This window comes from Streptomyces sp. NRRL F-5650, from assembly GCF_000721365.1.
Classification (GTDB): domain Bacteria; phylum Actinomycetota; class Actinomycetes; order Streptomycetales; family Streptomycetaceae; genus Streptomyces; species Streptomyces ardesiacus.
The window spans coordinates 140,070-155,980 of sequence record NZ_JOGV01000003.1 but is presented as its reverse complement, the minus strand read 5'-3'; the positions used below and the strand labels follow the sequence as shown (position 1 = coordinate 155,980).

At 70.8% G+C, this 15,911-nt stretch carries 19 protein-coding genes and 1 pseudogene; 8 read left to right on the top strand and 12 right to left on the bottom strand.

Going from position 1 to position 15,911, the window contains the following annotated elements; all coding sequences use genetic code 11:
- Positions 1–59: 59 nt before the first annotated feature.
- The 5 genes from pucL to IG88_RS0105170 form a co-directional block, all read right to left on the bottom strand.
- Positions 60–995: a factor-independent urate hydroxylase gene (gene pucL, locus IG88_RS0105190; protein ID WP_031035476.1), complete on the bottom strand. Its 936-nt coding sequence runs from the start codon at positions 993–995 to the stop codon at positions 60–62.
- 7 nt (positions 996–1,002) lie between these two features.
- Positions 1,003–1,404 carry a hydroxyisourate hydrolase gene (uraH, locus tag IG88_RS0105185; RefSeq protein WP_031035475.1) on the bottom strand — a complete coding sequence of 134 codons (402 nt, stop codon included), beginning with the start codon at positions 1,402–1,404 and terminating at the stop codon, positions 1,003–1,005.
- A gap of 2 nt (positions 1,405–1,406) precedes the next feature.
- Positions 1,407–1,916 carry a 2-oxo-4-hydroxy-4-carboxy-5-ureidoimidazoline decarboxylase gene (uraD, locus tag IG88_RS0105180; protein ID WP_031035474.1) on the bottom strand — a complete coding sequence of 170 codons (510 nt, stop codon included), beginning with the start codon at positions 1,914–1,916 and terminating at the stop codon, positions 1,407–1,409.
- 149 nt (positions 1,917–2,065) lie between these two features.
- Positions 2,066–2,434, bottom strand: coding sequence for a helix-turn-helix domain-containing protein (locus IG88_RS0105175; protein WP_031035472.1), 369 nt, complete (start codon positions 2,432–2,434; stop codon positions 2,066–2,068).
- On the bottom strand, positions 2,431–2,697 hold the full coding sequence (locus IG88_RS0105170; RefSeq protein ID WP_037835350.1) for a hypothetical protein: 267 nt from the start codon (positions 2,695–2,697) through the stop codon (positions 2,431–2,433). The genes IG88_RS0105175 and IG88_RS0105170 overlap by 4 nt, the downstream gene beginning before the upstream one ends.
- A 141-nt stretch (positions 2,698–2,838) precedes the next feature.
- Here IG88_RS0105170 and IG88_RS0105165 point away from each other — a divergent pair, with 141 nt between their 5' ends.
- Both IG88_RS0105165 and IG88_RS0105160 read left to right on the top strand, forming a co-directional pair.
- The gene (locus IG88_RS0105165) at positions 2,839–3,678 is read left to right on the top strand and encodes a TIM barrel protein (protein WP_031035469.1); all 840 of its coding nucleotides are present in this window, start codon (positions 2,839–2,841) and stop codon (positions 3,676–3,678) included.
- A gap of 47 nt (positions 3,679–3,725) precedes the next feature.
- The gene (locus tag IG88_RS0105160; protein ID WP_031035467.1) at positions 3,726–4,616 is read left to right on the top strand and encodes a 2-hydroxy-3-oxopropionate reductase; all 891 of its coding nucleotides are present in this window, start codon (positions 3,726–3,728) and stop codon (positions 4,614–4,616) included.
- 151 nt (positions 4,617–4,767) lie between these two features.
- Here the strand turns inward: IG88_RS0105160 and IG88_RS0105155 are convergent, their stop codons facing one another.
- The 6 genes from IG88_RS0105155 to rsgA all read right to left on the bottom strand — a co-directional run bounded on the left by IG88_RS0105155 (position 4,768) and on the right by rsgA (position 9,871).
- A complete protein-coding gene (locus IG88_RS0105155; RefSeq protein WP_031035465.1) occupies positions 4,768–5,190 on the bottom strand; it encodes a hypothetical protein in 423 nt (140 codons plus the stop codon).
- A 250-nt stretch (positions 5,191–5,440) separates the two neighbouring features.
- Complete coding sequence (locus IG88_RS0105150; RefSeq protein WP_031035464.1) at positions 5,441–6,031, bottom strand: TetR/AcrR family transcriptional regulator; 591 nt, start codon at positions 6,029–6,031, stop codon at positions 5,441–5,443.
- Between the two features lie 5 nt (positions 6,032–6,036).
- Positions 6,037–6,852 carry an ABC transporter permease gene (locus tag IG88_RS0105145; protein WP_031035462.1) on the bottom strand — a complete coding sequence of 272 codons (816 nt, stop codon included), beginning with the start codon at positions 6,850–6,852 and terminating at the stop codon, positions 6,037–6,039.
- Positions 6,849–7,811: an ABC transporter ATP-binding protein gene (locus tag IG88_RS0105140; RefSeq protein ID WP_031035459.1), complete on the bottom strand. Its 963-nt coding sequence runs from the start codon at positions 7,809–7,811 to the stop codon at positions 6,849–6,851. The genes IG88_RS0105145 and IG88_RS0105140 overlap by 4 nt, the downstream gene beginning before the upstream one ends.
- Before the next feature lie 180 nt (positions 7,812–7,991).
- The gene (locus tag IG88_RS0105135) at positions 7,992–8,738 is read right to left on the bottom strand and encodes a class I SAM-dependent methyltransferase (RefSeq protein WP_031035456.1); all 747 of its coding nucleotides are present in this window, start codon (positions 8,736–8,738) and stop codon (positions 7,992–7,994) included.
- Positions 8,739–8,755: 17 nt separating this feature from the next.
- Positions 8,756–9,871, bottom strand: a complete 1,116-nt coding sequence (gene rsgA, locus IG88_RS0105130; protein WP_031035454.1) for a ribosome small subunit-dependent GTPase A — start codon at positions 9,869–9,871, stop codon at positions 8,756–8,758.
- An 811-nt stretch (positions 9,872–10,682) separates the two neighbouring features.
- Here rsgA and IG88_RS0105125 point away from each other — a divergent pair.
- The 4 genes and pseudogenes from IG88_RS0105125 to IG88_RS45230 all read left to right on the top strand — a co-directional run.
- Positions 10,683–11,063, top strand: a complete 381-nt coding sequence (locus tag IG88_RS0105125; RefSeq protein WP_031035452.1) for an RNHCP domain-containing protein — start codon at positions 10,683–10,685, stop codon at positions 11,061–11,063.
- 20 nt (positions 11,064–11,083) lie between these two features.
- Positions 11,084–11,512: an RNHCP domain-containing protein gene (locus IG88_RS38350; RefSeq protein WP_037835348.1), complete on the top strand. Its 429-nt coding sequence runs from the start codon at positions 11,084–11,086 to the stop codon at positions 11,510–11,512.
- Positions 11,513–11,892: 380 nt separating this feature from the next.
- The gene (locus tag IG88_RS0105115) at positions 11,893–12,747 is read left to right on the top strand and encodes a phosphotransferase (RefSeq protein WP_234332008.1); all 855 of its coding nucleotides are present in this window, start codon (positions 11,893–11,895) and stop codon (positions 12,745–12,747) included.
- Positions 12,748–12,884: 137 nt separating this feature from the next.
- A pseudogene (locus IG88_RS45230) lies at positions 12,885–13,244 on the top strand (protein kinase domain-containing protein); the annotation flags it as partial.
- An 85-nt stretch (positions 13,245–13,329) separates the two neighbouring features.
- Here the strand turns inward: IG88_RS45230 and IG88_RS0105105 are convergent.
- The gene (locus IG88_RS0105105; RefSeq protein WP_031035445.1) at positions 13,330–14,043 is read right to left on the bottom strand and encodes a carbon-nitrogen hydrolase family protein; all 714 of its coding nucleotides are present in this window, start codon (positions 14,041–14,043) and stop codon (positions 13,330–13,332) included.
- 365 nt (positions 14,044–14,408) lie between these two features.
- Here IG88_RS0105105 and IG88_RS38345 point away from each other — a divergent pair, with 365 nt between their 5' ends.
- Both IG88_RS38345 and IG88_RS40590 read left to right on the top strand, forming a co-directional pair.
- Positions 14,409–15,017 (top strand): alpha/beta hydrolase, encoded by a 609-nt coding sequence (locus IG88_RS38345; RefSeq protein ID WP_234332004.1) that lies wholly within the window; start codon positions 14,409–14,411, stop codon positions 15,015–15,017.
- Positions 15,018–15,460: 443 nt separating this feature from the next.
- Positions 15,461–15,862, top strand: coding sequence for a group I truncated hemoglobin (locus IG88_RS40590; RefSeq protein ID WP_031035444.1), 402 nt, complete (start codon positions 15,461–15,463; stop codon positions 15,860–15,862).
- Positions 15,863–15,911 lie beyond the last annotated feature (49 nt).

Sequence of the window (15,911 nt, the reverse complement as noted above, 5' to 3'; positions counted from 1 at the left end):
ATCCTCCGGTGTGCCGCGCCGCCGGCCCCGGGAGCGGGGCCGGCGGCGCGCGTACCGCGTCAGAGGTTGGTCATGTCGACCGGGATGAGTTGCTCGGCGCCGTCGCGCAGGATGGTGGCCTCGATCAGGCCGTAGGGGCGGTCGGCGGCGTAGTACACGGCGCCGTCCTTGGCCTCGTTGTCGATCCCGAAGGGCGACAGGTCCGAGCGGAAGTGGTGCTTGTTGGGCATCGAGAAGCGGATCTCGTCGACCTCGTCGCGGGAGTTGAGCACCCGCACACCCATCTCGAACAGGGTCTGCTGGAGCGAGTACGAGTAGGTCTCGGCGAACGCCTGGAGCGCGTGCTTGCGCACCCCGTTGTAGGAACGGTCCCAGTCGGGGGCGTGCGAGTCGATGCCGTCCCAGTTGTGCCGCCACCAGGTGGAGACGGTGGTGGCCAGGATGCGGTCGTGGTCCTCCTGGAGGGTGGTGTACTTGTCCTTGAGGAAGCCGAAGAACTCGGAGTTGGTGGAGTTCAGGACGGTCAGGTCCTTGAACCCGGAGAGCACCTGGATGCCGTGGCCGTCGTAGGTGATCTGCGCGACGCGGGTCTCCTGGCCGGTGCGGACGAAGGAGTGCGCGATCTCCTCCGCGCCGACGAAGCGGGCGCCGCCCTTCGAGGTCTCGATCCGCTCCCAGCCGTACTCCTCGATGCGGATGCGGGCCCGGTGGATCGGCTCGTTGTTGTCGACGAAGTGGCGGGCGAGCTTGACGCCGAGGTCCTCGGCGCTCTCGATGCCGTGCTCCTTGGCGAAGGCGAACACCGTGTTCTTGGTGGTGTCGGTCGGCAGGACGTTGGCGTTGGAACCGCTGCGGTGGACCTCCTCCATGTCGCCGGACAGGGCGACGGAGACGTTCAGGTCCTTGATGTGGTGCGTGTCGCCGTCACGCGTGATCTTGACGACGCGGTTCTCTGCCTTGCCGTACTGGTTCTGTCCCAGGACGAAACGGGTCATGTGTCGGTCAGCTCCCTCGGTAAACGGAGTAGCCGAACGGGTTGAGCAGCAGCGGAACGTGGTAGTGCTCGCCGGGCACCACCGCGAAGGCGATGGTGACCTCGGGGAAGAACACGGGCCGGGCGTTCTCGCTGTCCCGGAGCGCGGGGGCGTCCTGCTGGGCCGCGGCTTGTTTCTTGGCGAAGTACGTCTCGGTGTCGAACGCGAGCCGTACGTGGGTGGTGCCCTCCGGCAGGGCCGGGAGGTCCTTGCACCGGCCGTCGGCGTCGGTCGCGGAGCCGCCGAGTTCCCGCCAGTCCGCGTCCGCCCCCGAGCGGGCGGCGAGCCGGACGGCGACGCCCTCGGCGGGGCGGCCGACGCTGGTGTCCAGGATGTGCGTGGACACGGAGGCGGTGGTGCTGGTGCTCATGGTCAGGCGTCCTGTTCGACGAGTCGGGTCAGCCGGATGCGGTTGATCCTGCCCAGTTCGGCGCGGACGATCTCCCGCTCCTGCTCGGGCGAGTTGCCGATCCGCTCCTTGACCGCGTCGCGCATCTGCTCGCCGGTCCGGCCGGTGGCGCAGATGAGGAAGACGTGGCCGAACTTCTCCTGGTAGGCCAGGTTCAGTTCGAGCATCTCCGCCTTGAGTTCCTCGGTGGCGCCGGCCATGCCCGCCTGCTCGCGGGACGAGGTGGGGTCACCCGGCTTGGGGCGGCCGATCGGCGGGTGCCCGGCCATCGCCTCCGCGAGGTCCTCTGCGGTCAGTTCGGCCATGGCGGCGTCGCTGGCGGCGTACAGGTCCTCGGGGGTGGCGAAGGGGCGGGCGGCGAGCAGTTGCCGGGCCCACGCCGTGGCGGCGCACGCCTCCAGGAGTTCGGCGCGTGCCGAGGACTCCTCGAGGGTGTTGAAGCGGGCCAGGCCCGTCGCGGAAGTGGACGTCACGGGAGCCTCCGTGGCCTTGTGCTGAGCGGGCGTGCCGATAGCTAACGCCCTCGGAAACAAGCCGTCAACACTTTGTTGAAAATTCGGGGTCAGAAAAGCCGCCGCCCGGTGACCGGACGGCGGCTGGAGGTGTGCGGGAACGGTGCTGGTCAGGTGCTCTTCTCGCGGTTGAGGTAGTTGTACACGGTGAAGCGGCTGACGCCGAGGGCGCTCGCGACGGTCTCCACGCCGTGCCGGACGGCGAAGGCGCCGCGCGCCTCCAGGGCCCGGACGACCTCCTGCTTGGCCCTGCGGTCCAGCTCGGCCAGCGGCCTGCCCTCGCGGCGCTCCATGGCGGCCAGGATGTGGTCCAGGGAGTCGGCGAGCTGGGGCAGGCGCACGGCGACGACGTCGGCGCCCTCCCAGGAGAGCACGACGTCCTCCCGGCCGGCCTCGTCCGGCGGCAGCAACTCGCCGCCCATGGCGTCGACGAGGGGTTTGACCGCGGCGACGAACGGCTCCTCGGCCGGGCCGGTCACCGCTCGCCCTCGCCCTCGGCGCCGTCCCCGACCACGTTGACCTGGAGCGAGATCCGGGTGGCGCCCGCCTCCAGGGAACGGCGCAGCAGCGCCTCCACGGCGGTCAGCACCCGGTCGGCGCCACCCTCGGCGGTGTTGCCGAACGGGCCGACGTCGACGGCGTCCAGTTCGGCGGCCTCGACGACCTCCCGGGCCACCACCGCGTGGGCGGGCGCCTCGTCCAGGTCGAAGGGTTCGGTCGTGAACTCCACTCTCAATCGCACCCGGTCAACCTAACGCGCGGCGGACGCGTCGCGCCGCCCCCTCTTGACAAGGCCGACCACCCCCGGGCAATCTTCCAATAAGCAGAAACAAACTTCCGTAATACGGAAACACCCTCGACACGGAAGGGAGCGCGGCACCCGATGGGATTCGCAGACCAGCGCTTCAACGTCAACCTGTCGATCCTCTTCACGGAACTCCCGCTCCTGGAGCGCCCCGCGGCCGCCGCCGCGGCCGGCTTCACCGCGGTCGAGCTGTGGTGGCCCTGGATCGACTCGCCCACCCCCGAGCAGTCCGAGCTCGACGCCCTCAAGTCGGCGATCGAGGACGCGGGCGTCCGGCTCACCGGGCTGAACTTCTACGCCGGACGACTGCCCGGACCCGACCGGGGCGCGCTGTCGCTCCCCGGCGAGGAGTCGGACCGCTTCCGCGCCAACATCGACGTGGCCGCCGACTTCGCCGAGTCGCTGGGCTGCAGGGCGCTCAACGCCCTGTACGGCAACCGCGTCGAGGGCGTGGACCCGGCCGAGCAGGACCGGCTCGCGCTGGAGAACCTGGTGCCGGCGGCCCGCGCGGCCGACCGGATCGGCGCGGTCCTGCTGATCGAGGCGCTCAACAAGCCCGAGTCGCCGCTGTACCCGCTGGTGTCGGCACCGGCCGCGATCGAGGTCGTGGACAAGGTCAACGCGGCCACCGGCCTCGGCAACGCCAAGTTCCTCATGGACCTCTACCACCTGTCCATGAACGGCGAGGACCTGCCGCAGGTGATCGACGCGTACGCCGCGAAGACCGGCCACGTGCAGATCGCCGACAACCCCGGCCGCGGCGCCCCCGGCACGGGCTCCCTCCCGCTGGAGGACCTGCTCGACCGGCTGGCGAAGGCCGGGTACGACGGCTGGGTCGGCCTGGAGTACAAGCCCGGCGACGCCCCCAGCGCGCAGTCCTTCTCCTGGCTGCCGGCCGGGGCCCGCGCGGCCCGCTGAGCGCCACCGCGGAACTTTTCTCACAGATCGCCAGAGAGGTACCCATCATGAGCACGCTCCCCAAGGTCGCCTGGATCGGACTCGGCATCATGGGTTCGCCCATGTCCGAGAACCTGATCAAGGCGGGTTACCAGGTCACCGGCTTCACGCTGGAGCAGGAGAAGCTGGACCGGCTGGCCGCCGCCGGCGGCACCGCGGCCGGCTCGATCGCCGAGGCCGTCCGTGACGCCGACGTGATCGTCACCATGGTGCCCGCGTCGCCGCAGGTCGAGGCCATCGCCTACGGCCCCGACGGCATCCTGGAGAACGCGAAGTCCGGCGCGCTGCTGGTCGACATGTCCTCCATCACGCCGCAGACCTCGGTCGACCTGGCCGCGGCCGCCAAGGACAAGGGCGTCCGCGTCCTGGACGCCCCCGTCTCCGGCGGCGAGGCCGGCGCCATCGAGGCCGTGCTGTCCATCATGGTCGGCGGTGAGCAGGCCGACTTCGACGAGGCCAAGCCGCTGCTGGAGGCGCTCGGCAAGACCATCGTGCTGTGCGGTCCGCACGGCTCGGGCCAGACCGTGAAGGCCGCCAACCAGCTCATCGTCGCGGTGAACATCCAGGCGTGCGCCGAGGCCGTGGTCTTCCTGGAGAAGTCCGGCGTGGACCTGAAGGCCGCCCTGGACGTCCTCAACGGCGGCCTGGCCGGCTCGACCGTGCTGACGCGGAAGAAGGACAACTTCCTCGCCCGCGACTTCAAGCCGGGCTTCCGCATCGACCTGCACCACAAGGACATGGGCATCGTCACCGACGCCGCCCGCAACGTGGGTGCCGCACTGCCGGTGGGCGCCGTGGTGGCCCAGCTCGTCGCGTCGCTGCGCGCCCAGGGCGACGGCGGCCTGGACCACTCGGCCCTGCTGCGGGCCGTGGAGCGCCTGTCCGGCGCCCAGGTCTGACCGTCGTACCCACCCGATGACCTCCGGGCGGCGCCGCCGCTGACACCTGTCCTGTCGCGCCCGAGCGGCGGCGCCGCCCGGAACCCACCTGAGTCGGATTCCGCACCACTGCTACCGTCGCGAGCCGGCTCGGCGCTCAGCAAGGCCTCGGTCAGAGTCTCAACGGCCCGTAGGTGCCGTCCCGGAAGGTGAGGACTGTCGGCTCGGAGTCGTACTGCTCGCGGAAGTATCCGCCGTAACCGGGCTCCTCGACATAGGGCGCGAGCAGGTCGAGGATCGTGACCAGTTCGCCCAACTCGTCGTCCTTCCAGTAGTTGCGGCTGAACAGTCCCCATGAGCAGAGCTCTCGGCCGGCTGCGAAGCCTCGGGACTGACGCCGGAGAGACGCGAAGTCCCCTCCGGGCAAGTAGCCGTCCGGGTCCGGTGCCAGCACTGGGAACGTGTGCTCGTCCGCGTCGAGCCCGCTCGGGCGCTCGGGGACCATGCCGAGGTGCCAACGCAGGGCTTCCAGCACCGTGTCGGGGGTGTTGTCCCGGAGGAAGCAGGTGAAGACGACTTCATAGTGGAGGCTCACGAGGCCGCATTCTGCCCGGCGGGACCGACAGGCCGGAGGACCGCGGTGCCGCACCGAGCTCCCCTGACCCGGCTCTGGCGTCCGCGCTGGGCAGGACTGGTTCACGGAAGTCCCACCTCGGCAGACACCTCTGGTAGTGACAGCCGTCTCGGGAGCGGCCTCGATTGAGCTGATGGACGGACCGGGGCGAGTGCCTTCTCCCGGTCCGGGCCCGTCCCGTGTGCCTCGCCGGATGCCTGAGGGCCGGGGTTCAAGTCAGGGGGTCCGGGCCGGCTCCTCGCAGGAAGAGATCGACGACGTCCTGGGCCAGGCGGTCGGCGGAGGCCGGGGAGCAGCCGTCCTGTGCGGGGTGGACGGTGGCGGCGAGTTCCATGAAGGCGGTGGCGAGGAAGCCCGCGTCGGCTTGGCGTAGTTCGCCCGTGGCCACCGCCTGGGCCATGAGGTCGGTGACGGGCTGGATGAGGCCGCGCACATAGGCCTGGGAGACCTCGGCGCGCTGGTCGTCCTCGAGGTGGCGGATGGCGTAGTAGATCTGGTTGCTGAGCGCTGAGTTGTAGGTGCCCGTGGCGTAGGAGGCGGCGAGGGCGAGGAGCTTGTCGCGCAGGGTGCCGGGGGTGGCGAGCGCGTCCTGGAGGAGGGCCGAGGCTTCCTTGGTGCAGTGGTCGGCCACCTCCATGAACAGGGCGGGCTTTCCGCCGGGAAAGTGGTGGTAGAGGCTGGCCTTCTTCACGTCGACGGCTTTGGCGATGTCGTCGAGGGAGACGCCGAGGTAGCCGTAGTCGGTGAGGCGGCGGGCGAATTCGTCGCGGGCACGGGTGCGGGTGTCGCTCTGGCGGGGCATGGTGTTCAGACTCCTGTACGGGTACGTCGGATCAGGGTGAGGTGGGCCGCCGCGGCGCCCGCCACCAGGATGGTGAGAGCGACGAGGGTGCCCGGCAGCAGGTTCTGCTCGTTCCAGGGTGCGGTGAGCAGGCTGCGCATGGCTTCCAGCGGCGGGGTGAGGGGGTTGATGTCGGCAGCGTGGGCCATCCAGCCGCCCAGCAGGTCACGCGGGACGAAGGTGGCGGTGAAGAAGGAGAGCGGGAAGAAGACCAGGGTCACGGAGCCGACTGCCGAGCTGTTGCCGGTATGGAGGCCGACCGCGGCGGCCAGCAGCAGGAAGCCCGTCCCCAGCAGGATGGCGGCGGCGACGAGCGCCAGGACGGCGGGGGCCCCGGAGACTGGGTCAAGGCCGAGCAGCAGGCCGAGTCCGGTGAGCGCTGCGGCCTGAGCGGCCAGGACGACGACGCCTGCCAGGACGGGGGCGGTGACGAGGACCCAGCGGCCGACCGGGGTGAGCCAGAGCCGTGCGTGGTAGCCCGAGCCGATGTCTCTCACGAGCAGTTGCCCCGCGGTTGCGCCGCCGGTGAAGGCGGTGGTGAGCAGGCACAGTGGCAGCACCACGTCGATGTAGCGACCGCCGGGAGTGGCCGCGGCCGAGACGGAGGAAAGCTGCCCCTCGTAGATGATCATGAAGAACGCGCTCGTGAGCAGCGGGGAGAGAAGCAGGGAGGGCGTGCGGAGGCAGGACTTGAGCGAGCGGGCGGTCAGGGGTCCCAGGGCCGCCCACGACTTCGCTGCCGCGCGCGGGCCTGTGGGGCGAGGGGTGGTGATTGTGCTCATGCGGCGGTGCCTTCGGGGGTGAGGGCCAGGCGGAGGAAGACGTCTTCCAGGCTGGGTTCGTCGACGGTCAGGGATTCGGCGTGCAGGCCTGCGGAGGCCAGGGTGAGCAGCGTCTCCCCGTCGGCTCCAGGACGGTCGAGCCGGATGCTCACCGCGTGCGCGGCGGTTTCGGCCGTGTGGAGCCGCTCTCCTTTGGTGGCGAGCAGCTCCCGGGCCCGGTCGGCGGCGGCGGCATCGCGGAACCGCAGGGTGAGGACACGGTCGCCGATTTCGTTCTTGAGGGTGTGCGGGGCGGCGGAGGCGATGAGGCGTCCGGCGCGGAGGATGCCGACGCGGTCGCAGAGCTGGTCGGCCTCTTCCAGGTACTGGGTGGTCAGCAGGACGGTGACGCCGTGGTTGGCGGCCAGTGCGCGGATCTCGTCCCACAGGTCCCGGCGGCTGGCCGGGTCGAGCCCTGTGGTGGGTTCGTCGAGGAAGAGGACGTCCGGGCGCTGGACCAGAGCGACGGCGAGGTCGACGCGGCGGCGCTGGCCCCCGCTGAGCCTGCCGACCGGGGTGTCCGCGAAGTCCTGCGCGTCGAAGGCGGTGAGGAGCTCGGCGCAGCGCGCGCGTGTCTGCCGGGCGGTGAGTGACTGGAGGCATCCTTGCAGGCGCAGTAGTTCGCGGGCGGACATCAGAGGGTCGAGGGCAGTGCCCTGGAGGACGACTCCGGTGCGGCGGCGGACCGTCCCAGGGTCACGGGAGACATCGGCTCCGGCGACCTGGGCGGTGCCCCGGGAGGGGCGGAGCATGGTGGTGAGCATCCGGACGGTGGTGCTCTTGCCCGAGCCGTTGGGGCCGAGCAGGCCGTAGACCTCCCCGGGGTCCACCTCCAGGTCGAGCCGGTGCACCGCGGTGTGCTCGGCGAAGTCCCGGCCGAGCCCGACGGCACGGACGGATGGGGTGGCGACGTTGTCCATGCCCCTAACCTACCTATCGATAGGTAGGTTTGCAAACAACGGCCAACCCACCGGACCGCCCGCGTGGAGGCGGAGGTGCCGGCTCGCCATTGCCGTCGGCTTGGTCGCCGTGATGATGACGCAGTGTCCCGAACGGGGCCCGGACGGTTCGGTGGCCGGGCCCCACGGGGGAGGGGGGTGTCAGCGCTTCATGAGGGCGAAGACGCCCCAGCTCAGGTACTCACGTCCGTAGCGGGTGTAGTGGGCGGGCTCGGTGGTGAGTTGCTCCCGTACTTCGGGGGCGAGTTCGTCGTCCGGGTTCTCGTCGAGCCAGCGGCGCATGCTGAGCCACTGGGCCGCGGCGTAGCGGTCCCAGCTGTCCTGGTCGGCCAGCATCATTTCCACGACGTCGTACCCGAGTTCCTGGAACTGCTCGATGAGGTCCGGCAGGAGGAGGAAGTCGGCGACGGCGGTGGCGTGGCATGCCCTGGCGGTCTCCTCGTCGGGCGGGGTCTGGCGCCAGAAGGGTTCGCCGATCAGCATCATTCCCTGCGGGCGGAGGCTGCGCTGGAGCAGCTCCACTGTTCCGGGGACGCCGTTGCCGATCCAGGTGGCGCCGACGCAGGCGGCCAGGTCGACCGGCTGGTCGGCGACGTGGCCGGCGGCGTCGCCGTGGAGGAAGTCGCCCCGGTCGGTGACGCCGAGTTCGACGGCGCGGGCCCGGGCCTGCGCGGTGAAGAGCGTGCTGATGTCGACCCCGGTGCCGGTGAAGCCCAGGTCGCGGGCCCAGGTGCAGAGCATTTCGCCCGAGCCGCTGGCCAGGTCGAGGACGCGTGTCCCGGCGGGGAGGCGGAGGGATGCGCCCAGGGCGGCGAACTTGTCCGCGGTGAGCGGGTTGTGAATGCGGTGGCCGCTCTCGCGGATGGTGAAGATGCGGGGAAGGTCCATGACCGTGTTCCTTTCCGTCATGCCTTGAAGTGGGGGGACTGCTTGAGGGCGCGCACCTGTCGGGAGATCTGCTTCCTGGGCCGTTCCCGCTCGGCGCGCAGGCGCGCGTCGGTGCGGGAGGCCGCGTAGGTGTTCTCGCGCTGCAGCCGGTGGTAGCTGTCGAGGCGCCGCCGGGTGAGGCGGCCGTCCTCGACGGCGGCCAGCACCGCGCAGCCCGGTTCCGTGGTGTGGGCGCAGTCTGCGAAACGGCAGTCGCGGGCCGTCTCGGTGATCTCCGCGAAGGTGTGGTCCAGGCCGTCGCGGGCGTCGTGGAGGCCGATGCCGCGCAGGCCCGGGGTGTCCAGCAGGACCCCGCCGTGGGGCAGCGGTACCAGTGCGCGCCAGGCGGTGGTGTGCCGGCCCTTGCCGTCGCTGCCGCGTACCGCGCCGGTGGCCAGGAGGTCCTCGCCGAGCAGGCGGTTGCCGAGGGTCGACTTGCCCGCGCCCGAGGGGCCGAGCAGCACGACCGTGCCCGACAGGACCGCGGTCAGGACGTCCAGGCCCTCGCCGGTGGCGGCGCTGGTGACCAGCACCTCCACCCCCGGGGCCACCGCGGCCACCTCGGCCGCGGCCGGGGCGGGGTCGGTGCACCGGTCGGCCTTGGTGAGCACCACCACGGGTGTGGCACCGCTCTCCCAGGCCAGGGCGAGCATCCGCTCGGTCCGCCCGGGCCTGAGCGGGCCGGCGAGGGAGACGGCCACCGCCACGGTGTCGACGTTCGCGGCCAGTACCTGGGCCCGGGAGGTGCGTGAGGAGGCGGAGCGCAGCACGGCACTCCGCCGCTCCAGCACCTCCACCACGGTGGCGGAGTCCGCAGGGCCGGCCGGACGGACGGCCACCCAGTCGCCGGTGCACGGCGTCAGCCGCTCACCGGCGCCCGAGGCCGGCAGGACCAGCGCGCGGACGGGGCCGTTCTCGGCGACGACGTCGCACAGACCGCGCTCGGCCCGCACGACACGGCCCGGGACCAGGCCCTGGTCCCTCGACGGAGCGAAGGACCGCTCACGCTCCGTGTCCCAGCCGTAGTCGGTCAGGGTCAGGGCACGCGCGTGACGAGGGAGAGAAGACGGGAATGAAGTGTGTGGGTGAAACAAGTGAAGAGACCCTTGAGAAGGGGTCTCGCCGGACGGCAGACGTGGCGGAACCACTCCCGACGAGGGGAGGCCGACAGAGGAAAGGTCAGGCCGAGACCCGAGAGATGCGAACGAGTCGGGCACCGCACACAGCGGTGGTCACCACGACCGTCATCACGCATCTCCTCCGATCTCCACGGGTGGCCAGATCGCCACGCCCGCGAAAACCGTAGCACCTTCTGTGAGCCTCTGCGTCTGCCCCGGGCGACGCCGAAGCTCCCGGGCAGGCTTCCCTGCCGCATGCGCCAGCCTCCCGGGGCTCCACGCACCCCCAAAGCCGGTGGGGAGCGGCATGGGGATCGAACCCGCCCGCTCTGGCCGCGTGCGCGCGAGCGGCGCCCCTCGACGACTGCGCCGGTGATCTCGCGCAGGACGAGAGCCGGGCCGGACGTCGCCGGTCAGGGCCCGGCACGATGTCCTCGCTGTCCGCCGCGGCGGCGGGTCCGATAATCCGTTGACGCCCGCTCATGGGCCATTGCTACTGTCGGGCGTTCCGTCGGTCTACCTGGGCCTGCTGTGCCCCCGGAAAGGAGTGAGTTTTGTGCCCCCGGCCCTTGCCGCGCGCGCCTCGCTGCACGGCCACAGCCGTCCCGTCCTCCTGACCCGTCCCAATCCGACGGCTCCCGGATGCGGCCTTCCGGTGCTGTGACCCGACCACGCACCCCGTAGTCCCCGCGCGCTACGCACGCTGCGGCATACGGGGGCGTCTTCGGCGAGGCCGCTCGGCCTGCTCTTGCTGCCATGACCGACTTCCCAGCAAGGAGCCCTCCGGGTGTCCAGTACCAACAGAACTCCCTCCAACACCCCCAACACCGTTCTCGCCGGCACTTTCACCTGTGCGTGGTGCGGCCTGACGGTATCCGCCGCAGCCGGCGACGGCACACGGCGCAACCACTGCCCGTCGTGTGTGCACTCCCAGCACGTCCTCGACCATGTCGAGGGAGGCCCCAGCGACTGCCGGGGCCGGATGTCGCCGATCTCCGTCGCCGTGCTGCGTACCGGCGACTGGATGGTCATCCACCGTTGCGTGCGCTGCGACGAGCTGACCTCCAGCCCCATCTGCGCCGACGACAACCAGCTCGTCCTGATGCGCATGGCCGTGCGTCCGCTGGCACAACCACCCTTCCCGCTCGAAGCATTCGGCGACCTGTAGACCGGAAGGAGAAGGCCCTCGTGCCGAGACGAGCAAACAACAGCAGACGTACACAGAGGACGCGACGGCCCCAGCGGCACAAGGACGTCCTGCACCGCCAGGGAGGGCACCGGCGACACGACTTCAAATGCGTGGGCTGCAGACTGGACGTGTCCTTGGACGCGCCCGGCACCACCCACCGCAATCACTGCCCCAACTGCCTGGTCAGCCTGCACGTCGACCGCCGGATCCCGGGTGACCGGGCAGCGGCTTGTCGTGGACGGATGGAAGCACTGAGCATGTCCGTGCGGCCCGACGGCGAGTGGGTGATCATTCACCAGTGCCAGTCCTGCGGTGAGCTCAGCGCCAACCGGATCGCCGGCGACGACAACGCACTGACCCTGGTGCGCCTCGCGCTGAAACCGCTGCGGGACGGCAGCATCGCCCACCGAATGCTGCTCCGGCTATGAGCTGACCCGCGCCTCACGGCGTCGTGTCGCAGGAACCGGGCAAGCGCCGCCGTTTCAGGGGGCGTTCTGGATCCTGATCTGTCGGTGTCATCGAGGCCGTACGAAGGGGCGGAGCGCATGAGCGCGGACTTGCTCATACCCTCCGCCCCTTCTCCACAGCGCCCTTCCACAAGGCGGCTGGTTACGGAGAGTGGCGACCGCTGGGAATCTCATTGCTCCCCGCAGGAGCCCGCATGGATCATGTGATCATGGAAAGAGGAGCAGGATCAGAGGCCACTGAAGCACCCGCGACTGCGGGCGCGCGCATGGACTGGTGGGCTCTTCCCGCCAGTGTCAGAAGAGGGGTCGAGTCGTCCCTGGGGTCCCCAGTGGAGAGTGCCGTGACCCAGACGGGTGGCTTCTCCCCCGGTGTTGCTGCTCGCGTGCGCCTCGTCGATGGCCGGCGGGTCTTCGTGAAGGCTGCAGGACCTGAGCCCAACCCGGATACACCTGGCCTTCACCGGGCCGAGGCCAGGATCACAGCGGCCCTGCCGGCCGCCGCACCCGTACCCGCGCTGCTCACGGCCTTGGACCTCGATGGCTGGGTCGTCCTGGTCCTCGAGGACGTGGACGGGAAGATGCCGGCTCAGCCATGGCAGCATGACGAACTCCAACGGGTCCTCGCGGCTGCTACGGAACTGTCTGTGCTGCTCGATCCTTCGCCGGTCGAGGTGCCGACGGTCGCTGACCGTTTCGGTGAGGAGTTCCAAGGCTGGCGTCAGCTTGCCGCCGCTTTTGCGGAGGGAGTCGATGACCTGGCTTGGCTCCCTTCCTGGGCGCAGCGCAATGTGCGACGTCTCGCCGATCGAGAAGCCGCCTGGAGCATCGCTGCGGCCGGTGGTGCCCTGATCCACGGCGACCTGCGCGCAGACAACGTGCTGCTGACCGATGACCGTGTCGCATTTGTCGACTGGCCATGGGCCGCGATCGGTGCTTCATGGATCGACATCGTGCTGATGGGCCCGAGTGTGATCATGCAGGACACCCCGGACGCCATGCGCCTTCTGGATCGACATCTCTGCGCCCGCGCTGCCGACCCCGACGACGTGACCAGCGTGCTCATCGCCCTGACCGGCTACTTCCTCCGTCAGTCCGTCCAGCCCCCGCCGCCGGGGCTGCCTACGGTGCGCGGCTTCCAGCGCGCTCAGGGTGAAGCCGCGCTGGACTGGGTTCGTGAGCGGACACGATGGCGTTAGACCGTGTGGCGAAGTGAATCCTCATCTGTGAAGGATCACGGTGCACGGGACGATGACGAGCGTGGGCTCGTGATGTCGCGGTCAAGCAGGTCCGCCCGTTCCCTCCGGAACTGGTCCCCGAGGGTTCCGACACCTCGCTGGAACTGGTGCGAGGTGGCAACCTGGCGGAGCTGCTGGGCGAGGGGAGGCTGCTGGCGCCGGAAGAGGCCGCCCGGATCGGCCGTCAGGTGTTGGCCGCGCTGCGCGCTGCCCACGCCGTCGGTGTCCGGCACCGCGACGTGAAGCCCGCCAACGTGATGCTGCGCCCGGACGGCAACGCGGTGCTCACGAACAAGCGCCGCGTGCTGCCGACCGCGCCGGTCGGCGTCGAGTACTCGCTGACCCTCCTCGGTGAGTCCCTGCGCGAGCCCTTCGCCCACCTCTACGACTGGACCGTCGCGAACGCCTCCGAAATCCAAGCACGCCAGCGCGACTGCGACCAGCGAACCCCGCGCTGACACCCGGGACGAGGACGCGGCCCCGCCTCTCGCCGGTCGTGGCCGGGCGAAGATGAACAGACAAGCCCACCAGTAATCCGCCGGTTCAGCCGACCTCGGCGAGCACGTGGCCCGGTGCCTCGGTGCCCGCGTCGGCGGTCCGTTCGCCGTCCGGGCCCCAAACGCCGGCGCCGCCGCAGCCCACGCAGTTCTCGTTGCCGCCGAGGACGTTGCCGAGCACCACGTGGAGACCGAACTCCCGGGCCCGCACCGGATAGACCTTCTCGAACGAGTCGTTGTCGGCGGAGAGCACCGAGCTCGCCAGATAGACCGTGCAGCCGTCGGCGGCGGCCCGCTCGGCGAGCTCCGGGAAGCGGTTGTCGTAGCAGGTGGCCAGCGCGAACCGGGTGCCGTCCAGCTCGAAGCGGCCGTCCCGGCGGCCCGCTGCGAAGACCTCCTGCTCGATGCCGTACAGGTGCTGCTTGTCGTACCGGGCGAGGAGTCCGCCGTCCGGACCGATGACGAGCGAGGTGACCGCGGGCCGGCCCTCCGCCGTGTGCACGGGCCCGTTGACGACCGCCGTCGCCGAGACCGCGCGGCACGCCTCCCGTACGGGTTCGAGGCGCGCGTCGTCCTCGGTGAGGACGAGACCGGGGGTGTCCCGGATCAGCGTCGGCTCGTAGCCGGTCACGGCGAGCTCGGGGAAGACGACCACTCGGGCGTTCTCGGCCCCGGCGGCCAGGACCAAAGCGGCGATGGTGCGAACGTTGGCGTCGATGTCCCCGGCGACCGGGGCGAACTGGGTGGCTGCGGCAATCATGGCCCCCATCATCGCCGCCGACTGGACCGAGGGAGTCCCCGGGCCCCACCGTACGAGAACCCACTGGAGGTCGCGGAAAGTCACTTGCCGCGCTCAGCAGCACCGACAACTCGGGACGGTCGAGTGGGCGAGCCCATGCGAGCCCACCGGTGGGCCGGGTGTCCCCGGCGCGGGTCCGCCGCAGTAGATCCGGCATTGCCGCGGTACCGTCCCCGACATCGGTGGGAGCCTGTGATCGCAGGTCTGTCTTCCGGCAGTGGCCGACGTGGAGGTGGCGATGAGGGTCGTGTTCGTGCACGGGGCGTGCGTGCGGGACGGGTCGTGGTGGTGGCACCGCACCGCGGAGCTGCTGCAGGAGCGGGGGGGTGCCGAGCGTGGCCCCGGCGCTACCGAGCTGCGGCGAGGCGGGCCTGCCCGGGGGCGCCGGCGGCCCGGGGCTGCCCGAGGATGTTGCCGCGGTGCGGCAGGTGCTGCAGGCCGGTGACGAGCCGACCGTCGTGGTCGCCCACAGCTACGGCGGTGTCGTCACCGCGGAAGCCGCCGCGGGAATCGGACCGGTGCGCCACCTGCTGCTGATCTCCAGCTACCTGCCCGAGGTCGGGCAGAGCCTGTCGGACTTCGGGGACGGCGGCCTCGCCCCGTTCCTCGACCTCGACCCCGACGCCGGCACGTTCGGGGTCCGCCCCGAGCTGCTCGTGGACACGTTCCTGCAGGACTGCGACCCCGATGTCCAGGCGCGGGCGGGGGACCACCTCGCCCGGCAGAGCGTGCGGGTGACGGGGCAGCCGGTCGCGGCGGCCGCATGGCAGCAGTTGCCCTCGACGTACCACGTCTGCGCTCAGGACCGGGGCACCCCGCCGCGGCTGCAGCGCGAGTTCGCCCGCCGGGCCGGCAGCGTCGTCGAACTCGACGCCGGCCACCACCCGTTCCTGTCCCAGCCTGCAGCGGTCCGGGACCTGCTGCTGAGCCTGTGACGGCAGCCGCGGGCGGAACTCGCCGGCCGCGGGCTGGAGTCGGCGCCGTCGCGGGTCACGGTCCACGGGGTGCTGTCCCGCAGCGGCCCCGCGGACCGTGACCCGGAACAGCAGCATCCGCGCGAGTACCGCCGACCGCGGCGTCCACTGCCACAGCGGCACGACCATCCTCGCCGTCGGCGAACCGGTCGGGGTCGACCGCAAGGTCCTTCGCGACGGGAACGTCCGCCCGGCCGGAGACCGCAGGGGAACGCGGCCCTGCCCGGTTCCGTCTGCCAGACCGTCGTAGCCGACGAGATCTCTGGTCGACGCCCACCAACCCCGGCGCGTGAGGAGCCGGTTACGAAGAGTTCACCGCGGTCCCGGGCGGGCCGGAGGGTCTTCTGACAGCCCGGAAACCGTCTCCTCACCTTCCGGCAAGACAGCGGCGCGACGCTGACGCCATGACCGACACCACTTCCGGCACGCCGTCGCCGTCCGAGGCCCCTTCCCCGACCCTCTTCGAGCAGCTCGGAGGAGAGGACGCCGTAGGGGCCGTTGTCGACGTCTTCTACGACAAAGTCCTCGGCGACCCCGGCCTCCAGCCGTACTTCACCGGAGTGGACCTGGACCGTCTCAAGCGGCACCAGCGGCGCTTCATCGGCCAGGCCCTCGGTGCCAGCCGCCCCTACACCGGCCGTTCCATGCGCAAGGCCCACGAACACCTGGCCATCACGGACGAGGCCTTCGGCAAGGTCGTCGGCCACCTGGCGGGCGCGCTCACGGAGGCCGGGGTGGACGAGGCAACCATCGCGACAATCGCCCGGGCCCTGCTGCCGCTCAAGGCGGACATCGTCACCGCCTGACGCGCATCCCGGTCGGCGGGACCGTGGTGACGAGGTGCCGGATCTCCGG